This window comes from Polaromonas sp. YR568, from assembly GCF_943369415.1.
GTDB lineage: Bacteria > Pseudomonadota > Gammaproteobacteria > Burkholderiales > Burkholderiaceae_C > Polaromonas.
In genome coordinates, this window is the sequence record NZ_CALRNF020000005.1 from 192556 (window position 1) to 200756 (window position 8201).

An 8201-nucleotide genomic window follows, 5' to 3' on the forward strand; every position below is an offset into this window, starting at 1 on the left:
TGAGCCTGTTCGTCGGCCTGGCGGCGGGTTTCTTACAGGGCGGGAACGCCTGGGCTGTGGAAGTTGGAGGCAAAGCCGGGGTTTCGGTTCCCGGGCGGCCGGTTTCAGGCCTTTCGGGGGCCGCTTACCGCCTGTTACCTGAGCGCCGCCGTCCTACAAAGCGGTTTACCGGCTGGAATTAGACTACTTCCCAATGATGAACAAGCTCCTGACCCTGCTGACCCCTTACGGCATACGCCTTCGCGAATTCGCCGCCACCATTCCCGGCCGGCTGCGGCATCCGACCTGGCGCGGCTTTGGGCTGGGCGTGGCCGCGATTCCGGTGCTGCTGCTTCTGTATGTGCTGGTGTTGGTCCCGTTCACGCCCAGCATCAACGACCTGCTCAAGGCCAAGACGGCCAAGCCCTCGGTGCTGATGTCGGTGGACGGCCAGGAACTGGCGGCCTTCAAGCGCGCCAACCGCGACTGGGTGAAGCTGGAAGACATTTCGCCGAATGTGGTGGCGGCATTGATCGCGACGGAGGACCACCGCTTTTACGACCACCACGGCATGGACTTCCGGCGCACGGTGTCTTCCGTGGTCTACACGCTCACGGGGCGCAAGCAGGGCGGCTCCACCATCACGCAGCAGCTGGCGCGCAACCTCTACCCCGAAGACATAGGCCGCGCGGCGACGCTGACGCGCAAGCTCAAGGAGGCGATCACGGCCTTCAAGATAGAGGCGGTGTACACCAAGGACGAGATCCTCGAGAGCTACCTCAACACCGTGCCTTTTCTCTACAACGCCTACGGCATCGAGATGGCGGCGCGCACCTATTTCGACAAATCGGCCAACGAGCTGGACGTGCTGCAAAGCGCGACGCTGGTGGGCATGCTCAAGGGCGCGAGTTATTACAACCCGGTGTCCAGCCCCGAGCGCGCGACGCAGCGCCGCAACATCGTGCTGGCGCAAATGGTCAAGCACGGGAAGCTGCCCGAGGCGCAGTTCGCGCTGCTCAAGAAGAAGCCATTGAAGATCGACTTCGAGCGGCTGGAGCCTGAGTTGGGCGAGATGCCGCATTTGTCGCAGCAGCTGCGCCGCTGGCTGATCGAATGGGCCGACCGCAACGACTACAACATCTATGCCGACGGCCTGGTGGTGCGCACCACGATTGATTCGCGCCTGCAGGACATGGCCAACAAGGCGCTGACGGCCCAGGCCGACCGGCTGCAGAAAATCGTCGCGGGCGACTGGCGCTTCAACGCGGGCTGGAAGGCCAAAAGCGGCGCGCCGCGCGAGCTGGCCCTGGCCTTTGTGCGCGACACCAAGGAATACAAGGCCGCGCGCGCCGCCGGCCAGGCCGACGACCAGGCGATCAAGGCGCTGACGGCCGATGCCGAATTCATGCAGGCCTTGAAGGACGAGAAGACGCGGCTGCAGGCCGGCTTCATGGCGCTGGACCCGACCAACGGGCAGGTGCGCGCCTGGGTGGGCAGCCGCGATTTCGCGGACGACCAGTTCGACCACGTGCAGCAGGCGCGCCGCCAGCCGGGCTCGACCTTCAAGCCTTTTGTGTATGGCGCGGCGTTTGAGGACGGCGCCAAACCCAGCGACGGTTTTGTCGACGGCGCGGTGGAAATCCCGCTGGGCGACGGCACCTTCTGGCGGCCCACCGACGGCGGCGGCCCCAGCGGCGAGTTCATGAGCCTGCGCCAGGGTTTGATGTTCTCCAAGAACACCATCACCGCGCAGGTCATGCAGGTGGTGGGCCCGGCCCATGTGGCCAAGCTGGCGAAGTCCATGGGCGTGCGGCAAAGCAAGCTGGAAGAAGTGCCTTCGCTCGCGCTGGGCACCAGCCCGGTGACGCTGAAGGAAATGGTGTCGGCCTACGGCACGCTGGCCAATGACGGGCGCTACATCGAGCCCATCCTGGTGACGCGCGTGGAAGACCGCGACGGCAAGGTGCTGGAAGCATTCGAGGCCAAGGTGTCCGAAACCGCGATGACGGCCTCGGTGGCGCAGACGCTGCTGGACGTGATGCGCGGCGTGATCGACCAGGGCACGGGGGCGGCGATACGCAGCCGCTACGGCCTGCGCGCCGACCTGGCCGGCAAGACCGGCACGACGCAGGGCAACACCGACGGCTGGTTCATCCTGATGCACCCGCAGCTGGTGGCAGGCGCCTGGGTGGGCTTTAACGACAACCGCGTGACCATGGGCGACAGCTGGGGGCAGGGCGCGCGCAGCGCGCTGCCCATCGTGGGCGAGTTTTTCCAGCACGCGCTCAAGGCCAAGGTGGTGGACGCCAACCAGCGCTTCCCGGCGCCGCAGGGCGGCCCTGTGACGGACCAGGAGCAGCAGCGCATAGAAGCCATGCTCAACGGCGCCGAGCCGCCACAGGAAGGCCAGCCGGGCGAAGCGCCTTCGGTGGCGGGCATGGCGGGCACGCCGGCCGCGGAAGGCGGCGCGCCGCGCTGGCAGCCGGCGCCCGTGATCAAGTACGTGACCATCCAGGCCCCGGCGGAAAATGCCGCGCCGCCGCCCGACGTGCAGGGCGGGGATTCGGGTGGTGTGCCGGGTGTGGTGCTGCAGCCGCCGGCGACGGTGCCGGTTGAAAGGCTGCCGGTGTTTCCGGGCGTGGTGGTGGGCGCGCCGATTGCGCCGCGTTAGTTTTTTCTCTCCGCTGAGTTTCAGATATTTCTCCCTCTCCCTCTGGGAGAGGGCAGGGGTGAGGGTCAACGGCCAGCGCATAAACGGCGAAATATCTATCGCCGCGGCCCCTCACCCCAACCCTCTCCCAGAGGGAGAGGGAGTAAAACCCGACGCCGCTATTGCTTCCCCGGTTACCGGCGGCTCTCGCCCGTGTTGATAAAACTCGCGTTGCCCAGGCCCGTCCCCACCGTCAGCACGGCCCAGCGCCTGACGCCCTGCATGAAGGGCAGCTCCGAGAGGCCCTGCACCACCGCATCGTTGTGTAGCCGCACCTGCATGTCCTGCCCCTTGAGTTGCGGCAGGTTTTCGCCGAGTTGCTGCGCCAGGTTGAAACGCGGGCTTTCCCAGTTGCCGGGCAGGTTTTGCGCGCCGTCGGTGATGGAGCCGTCTTCGTTGATCATGCCGGGGCAGGCCACGCCCACAAACGGCGCCAGGCGCAGCCTCTTGCGGCCGGCCTGCTTGATGAGTTTTTTGAGCATGCCGGCGATGCCCTGCACCAGGTCCTCGCGCCGGGTCGCGTCGTCGTCGCCGGCGTGGCCCCATTTGCGCAGGCCGCTGACCCTGACGTCGGTGAGGTCCGGCGTCTTGCGCGCGCGGGGCCGCACGATGCCGCAACGCACGTTGGTGCCGCCTATGTCGACGGCCAGGAAGCCGTCGTAGCCGGACAGCACCTCGGGCGGCGCCAGGTGCACCCAGCCGATCAGGCCGCCTTCGTCGGGGTGGTGGCGCAAGGTCATCAGGTGGACATGGCTTCCTTGCTGGTAGAGCAGCTCCGCCGCGCGGTCTATGGCGAGTTCGCCCACCAGGCTTTGCTGGAAGCCGCCGCCCACGACGATGCGCCGCACGCCCTGCCATGAGGGATGGGCGAGGAAGCGTTTGACGACGCGGGCCAGCTGCCAGGCATAGTCCTCCGACGCGGCGGAGATGATGGCCGCGGCCTTGCCGTTGCGCCTGAGCAGCGTGTCGAGCCGCTTTTTGCTGATTTCCGTTGTGGGCTTGCGGCCCAGCGCGTCCAGGCCGCTGATGCCGCTGTAGAGCTTGCGCCAGGTGTCCAGCATCTCGCTGTAGGCGGTGCGGCTGACGCTGTCGCCGGCAAAGCCTTCGCCGTCGTGCAGCTGCAGGCTGTAGCCCTGGATGGTGACGCCGCGCTGGCGCAGGCCGCCGTGGGTCAGGTCGTCGGGCAGGGAGACGGTGGGGGACGGGGCTTTGCGGGGCATGGCTTCCTTGTGTGGATTACATCGCCATGATGGATGCCGCGCGCGGTGCGCGCCAGCGGAGAATGCGCGCTTGCCCGCGTCAGTCAAGGCCTTGAAAAAATCCGTGTGGAGAGATCAGGCGTGGGAACGGTGCGCACAGCAAATCGGCCGGTAAAAACCGGCCGATTTGCATAGGGAACAGCAGCGTCTTAACGGTTGCGGTTCATCTCTTTTTCAACGGCCTTGCCGGCGTCCTTGACGTTTTCCTTCACGTCGCCGACAGCCTTCTGGACCTTGCCTTCCATTTCGCGGGCGTGGCCTTTGGCCTGCTGCTCGGTGCTGCCGATGGCCTTGCCGGTGTGTTCCTGCACTTCGCCGGCGACTTCCTTGATCTTGCCTTTGACTTGGTCTTTGTTCATGAGATGTACCTTTCGGGTTTCAGGGTTGAGGGGACATGGAAAACTCCATGCCTTCAAGTTAACGCCTTGCCGAAAGCGCGCGCGCAGGGATGCGGCGCGCTTGCGTGTGGGTGGCCGCCTACAAGTTGTTGTTCCGCCCGCAAATGTCGCTGTAGGAAAACGTCTTTTCATGTGACAAGACGCGTTGCGCACGGGTAGACTGGCTTGAATGCGACATTGTGCAAGTGCTGCAAAAGAAGGAAACATCCCTGGGCGGCGCAGCATCGGTTTTGATGCCTTCCCTGTGTCGCGTAAAGACGCAATGCTTATCAAAGATACCGTATGAAAAAGTACATCCTGTTGTGGGTTTTGCTGGGAGGCGCATCCATGCTGCACGCGCAGACCGAGTGGTTTAACGTGATGGGCGATGCGCAGGACCCGGCCGTGAACACCATCGAGGTCGATCCCATGCCACTGGCTGTGCAGGGCGATGTGCGCACCATGAAAATCCGCGTGAGCCGCTCCACGCCGCGTACCAGCTGGGACGGCGTGTCTTACCGTTCCTACATCTCCACCGTGCAGTTCGACTGCGCGAACAAGGCCGCGCGCTACGCCTCGCTGGATTTTTACCTTGAGCCCCTGTGGAAGGGCAAGTCGCACAAGACCTCGACCTACCCCGAACACGTGATGCGGCGCATGGAGTTTCGCGACGTGACGCCCAACCCGACACAGCGGCTGATTCGCGCCGCTTGCCGGAGCGCGGGCCCGGCGAAGGGTTAGGGCGGCCCGCTTGTGCCCTTGCGGCACCGGCGCTAGGATGGGCTTTTCGCCTCCACGCCGGGAGTGGCGGCTGCCATCCAGAAGAAAGGCTACCCCTCATGCCGCAACTCATTGCATCGGTCGAAGGCGTTGAAATCAAGCACGTCTACCTGAAGAACGACCGCACCACGCTGGGCCGCAGGCCGTACAACGACATCGTGTTCGACAACCTGGTGGTCAGCGGCGAGCACTGCGTGTTTGAGCTCAAGGGCATCGCGGACGTCTACCTCCAGGACCTGGGCAGCACCAACGGCACTTACCTCAACGGCCAGATCGTGAAGTCGCGCCAGCTGCTGCGCGACAACGACGTGATCAACATCGGCAGCTTCCACATCCAGTTCCTGGCCAGGTCTGAACACGAGGAAACCGCCGCCCCCGAGGAAACCACCGCCATGTCGCTCGATGCGATGGGCCTGCCCGGCACCGCCGGCGCGCGACAGGCCAGCCTGAAAGTGCTGTCGGGTTCGTCGGCGGGGCTGGAAGTGCCCGTGGTCAAGGCGGTCACTACTTTCGGCCAGCCGGGCGTGGCGGTGGTGTCGATCTCGCACCGCCGCGACGGTTATTACGTGGCCCACATGGACGGCGAGACACCGTCCACGCTCAACGGCAAACCCATTGGCGCCAAGGCGACGCCGCTGGCGCACCACGATGTGCTGAACCTGGCGGGGACGGAGATGGAGTTTTTGCTGAAAGGGGCTTAGGTTTTTTACTCCCTCTCCCTTTGGGAGAGGGGGAAATACCAGAAGCCCCTAAATAATCGAACTGCCCGGATTGGTGCTGGAGTAATTGATGTGCCTGCGCGGCGGCGCTTCACCGGCCAGGCGCAGGGCAAAAGCCCGGGCCAGCGCCTGCAGCTTGAGGGTGGACTTCAGGTGCAGCGGTGTCATGCCGGTTTTGGTCAGCTCGGAGGCGTTGCTGGACACGCGCGAGAGCTGCGGCTGTTCCAGCCGGACGGGCGCCGGGCGCGGGGCGCGTTCCGCCGGCTTATGCCCGGCGGCCGGACTGCCCGCTTCGCTGGGGGCCGGGCCCAGGAATTTTTCGCGCAGCAGCGCGGCGCTGGGCCGTCGCTGGCTTTCGATGATCCAGTAGGGAATGCCGGCGCGGCTCAGCAGTTCGCGTTTGAAAGCATGCTGGCGGTCGGTCACCTCGCCGCGGCCCAGCACGTCGATGCAGCCCAGCACCGTGCCTTTGTGGTCGGCCAGGGCGCAGGAAAAGCTCACGGCGCTCAGCAGCGCCTGCCAGTGCGCGTCGCCTCCGCGCTGGTTGGGTTCGATAAACCCGGTGAACGGGATTTTGGGCAGGACGCGGTGCCCGGGGAACACCTCTTCGAGCCAGCGCCAGACCTGCAGCTCGTCGCGGCTGGCCAGGGGTTTGGCGCGCAGGGTGTGGTTGCGTGCCACTTTCTTGCGATTGGCCACTACATGGGACAGCCAGCGTTCGTAGCCCAGCGCGCCCAGGGCGGCGCTGCCGACGAAGATAAAAAATCCGATCAGAAAACCTGTGCCTGTCATTGATTTGCCCTGAAGTCGCCCTGGTGTTTTTCGTGCTTGAGAGGGGCGTACCGCCTGATCCCTGGCCTGTTTATAAGGTACATTTTTGTTCTTTTGTGAATCGGTTCACAAACTCTTACGAACACGAACGGTCGTTCGAAAAATCAGGGGGCCACGCGCCTGAACCACGACCTCAACTTCCCGGCCTGCCCCCCCGTCATCTGATGAAACAAACTCCCGCAGGCGGCCTGGTGTATTCCACCGAAGCCGGAAGAATGTGCCCTACCTGCCGCCGGCCGGTGGCGGCCTGCACCTGCAAAAAAGCGCAGCTTCCGGCCGCTGGCGGCCCGGTGCGGGTGAGCCGTGAAAGCAAGGGCCGGGGCGGCAAGACCGTCACCGTGGTCAAGGGCCTGCCGCTGGACGCCACGGCCCTGGCGCTGCTGGGCAAGCAGCTGCGGGCCGCCTGCGGATCCGGTGGCACGGCCAAGGACGGCGTCATCGAGGTGCAGGGCGACCATTGCGACCTGGTGCTGGCGGCGCTGCTCAAGCAGGGCTATGCGGCCAAGCGGGCAGGCGGTTAGCGTGAACCCCGAGGACCTGCTGCTGCTCGTGACGCGCGAGATGCCTTTTGGCAAGCACAAGGGCACGCTGATCGCCGACCTGCCGGGCAATTACCTCAACTGGTTCGCCCGCGAGGGCTTTCCCAAGGGCGAAATCGGCCGCCTGCTGGCGCTGATGCAGGAAATCGACCACAACGGGCTGAAGCCGCTGCTGGATCCGCTGCGCCGCTGATTTACCGCCGCAGTCCTGCGGCCGCCTCCTTCATTTGCAGTATTGCCAGCGCGGGCATTCCTCCGCAGAATCCTCCCATCCCGTGCACGCCGGCGCGCGGGCCAGGCCGTACCGCGCCGCAACGCCCGCACGAGGTGACCCCATGAACTACGAACTGCCCCTGGAAGCCAGGGCCAGGCAAATGATGGCGAGATTCCGCACGCACGAGTGGCTGGGTTTCGCTGCGGGCTTTCTGATTTTTGCCGCCGCCGACATGTTGCGTGCCTGGTTCGCGCCCGAGTTGCCGGTGTGGCTGGTGCGCGGCCTGTTTTTCCCCATCGTGCTGCTGGCCTCGGTGGCGGCGCTCTACCTCTCGGTGTCCATGCACAAGGCGCTCAAAGAACACAGTGTGGTCGACCCGCTGACGCGGCGAGAGATGTGCCTGCTGTTCCTGCTGGGCTCGAAAGACCAGCAGGGCCTGCGGCTCATGAAGCGCATCGCCATGGCGGCCAATGTGCATGCGCTGAGTTTCGGCATGGCGCTGGGGCTGCTGGTGTTCAGTTTGCTGCGCGCTTAGCGTTTCTTGCAAATCAGCGCGGCTCTGGTTTTTCTTACTCCCTCTCCCTCTGGGAGAGGGCGGGGGTGAGGGCCAGCGGCGACTGAATATTCGGCTGTGTTTTGCAACGGCTTGTGCTGGTCAAGTAATTTCGGACACCTCGATAAGGGCACGTTCGGCCATTTGTCGTTCATAGACATTGGGAGGCAGATAACCCAGGGTTGAGTGCAGGCGCCGGCTGTTGTAGAAGCCGACGATGTAGTCGGAGATGTCGGCGGC

At 64.8% G+C, this 8201-nt stretch carries 10 protein-coding genes; 6 read left to right on the forward strand and 4 right to left on the reverse strand.

Going from position 1 to position 8201, the window contains the following annotated elements; translation table 11 throughout:
- Positions 1–196: 196 nt before the first annotated feature.
- Positions 197–2650 (forward strand): penicillin-binding protein 1A, encoded by a 2454-nt coding sequence (locus ACLV74_RS05705; protein WP_411878421.1) that lies wholly within the window; start codon positions 197–199, stop codon positions 2648–2650.
- A gap of 173 nt (positions 2651–2823) precedes the next feature.
- Here ACLV74_RS05705 and ACLV74_RS05710 read toward each other — a convergent pair whose 3' ends face one another.
- Positions 2824–3909: an ROK family protein gene (locus ACLV74_RS05710; protein ID WP_411878407.1), complete on the reverse strand. Its 1086-nt coding sequence runs from the start codon at positions 3907–3909 to the stop codon at positions 2824–2826.
- Between the two features lie 188 nt (positions 3910–4097).
- Positions 4098–4307, reverse strand: coding sequence for a CsbD family protein (locus tag ACLV74_RS05715; protein ID WP_411878408.1), 210 nt, complete (start codon positions 4305–4307; stop codon positions 4098–4100).
- Positions 4308–4628: 321 nt separating this feature from the next.
- On the opposite strand from ACLV74_RS05715, the gene ACLV74_RS05720 reads away from it, so the two are divergent.
- Both ACLV74_RS05720 and ACLV74_RS05725 read left to right on the forward strand, forming a co-directional pair.
- Entirely contained in the window at positions 4629–5066 is a 438-nt protein-coding gene (locus ACLV74_RS05720; RefSeq protein ID WP_411878409.1) for a surface-adhesin E family protein, read from the forward strand.
- A gap of 98 nt (positions 5067–5164) precedes the next feature.
- Positions 5165–5806 carry an FHA domain-containing protein gene (locus ACLV74_RS05725; protein WP_411878410.1) on the forward strand — a complete coding sequence of 214 codons (642 nt, stop codon included), beginning with the start codon at positions 5165–5167 and terminating at the stop codon, positions 5804–5806.
- Positions 5807–5854: 48 nt separating this feature from the next.
- On the opposite strand, the gene ACLV74_RS05730 is transcribed toward ACLV74_RS05725, so the two are convergent.
- A complete protein-coding gene (locus ACLV74_RS05730) occupies positions 5855–6616 on the reverse strand; it encodes a DUF2726 domain-containing protein (RefSeq protein ID WP_411878411.1) in 762 nt (253 codons plus the stop codon).
- A 203-nt stretch (positions 6617–6819) separates the two neighbouring features.
- Here ACLV74_RS05730 and ACLV74_RS05735 point away from each other — a divergent pair, with 203 nt between their 5' ends.
- The 3 genes from ACLV74_RS05735 (at position 6820) to ACLV74_RS05745 (ending at position 7943) form a co-directional block, all read left to right on the forward strand.
- Positions 6820–7176, forward strand: a complete 357-nt coding sequence (locus tag ACLV74_RS05735; protein WP_411878412.1) for a translation initiation factor Sui1 — start codon at positions 6820–6822, stop codon at positions 7174–7176.
- A gap of 1 nt (position 7177) precedes the next feature.
- Positions 7178–7387 carry a DUF3820 family protein gene (locus ACLV74_RS05740; RefSeq protein ID WP_007873974.1) on the forward strand — a complete coding sequence of 70 codons (210 nt, stop codon included), beginning with the start codon at positions 7178–7180 and terminating at the stop codon, positions 7385–7387.
- A gap of 142 nt (positions 7388–7529) precedes the next feature.
- Complete coding sequence (locus ACLV74_RS05745) at positions 7530–7943, forward strand: hypothetical protein (RefSeq protein ID WP_411878413.1); 414 nt, start codon at positions 7530–7532, stop codon at positions 7941–7943.
- Between the two features lie 120 nt (positions 7944–8063).
- On the opposite strand, the gene ACLV74_RS05750 is transcribed toward ACLV74_RS05745, so the two are convergent.
- The coding region (locus tag ACLV74_RS05750) for an IS3 family transposase (RefSeq protein WP_411878256.1) at positions 8064–8201 on the reverse strand (138 nt) is incomplete at its 5' end.

Excerpts from the sequence above, each read along its gene's own strand:
- ACLV74_RS05705 (WP_411878421.1), top strand. The coding sequence starts at position 197 with ATGAACAAGCTCCTGACCCTGCTGACCCCTTACGGCATACGCCTTCGC.
- ACLV74_RS05710 (WP_411878407.1), bottom strand. The coding sequence starts at position 3,909 with ATGCCCCGCAAAGCCCCGTCCCCCACCGTCTCCCTGCCCGACGACCTG.
- ACLV74_RS05715 (WP_411878408.1), bottom strand. The coding sequence starts at position 4,307 with ATGAACAAAGACCAAGTCAAAGGCAAGATCAAGGAAGTCGCCGGCGAA.
- ACLV74_RS05720 (WP_411878409.1), top strand. The coding sequence starts at position 4,629 with ATGAAAAAGTACATCCTGTTGTGGGTTTTGCTGGGAGGCGCATCCATG.
- ACLV74_RS05725 (WP_411878410.1), top strand. The coding sequence starts at position 5,165 with ATGCCGCAACTCATTGCATCGGTCGAAGGCGTTGAAATCAAGCACGTC.
- ACLV74_RS05730 (WP_411878411.1), bottom strand. The coding sequence starts at position 6,616 with ATGACAGGCACAGGTTTTCTGATCGGATTTTTTATCTTCGTCGGCAGC.
- ACLV74_RS05735 (WP_411878412.1), top strand. The coding sequence starts at position 6,820 with ATGAAACAAACTCCCGCAGGCGGCCTGGTGTATTCCACCGAAGCCGGA.
- ACLV74_RS05745 (WP_411878413.1), top strand. The coding sequence starts at position 7,530 with ATGAACTACGAACTGCCCCTGGAAGCCAGGGCCAGGCAAATGATGGCG.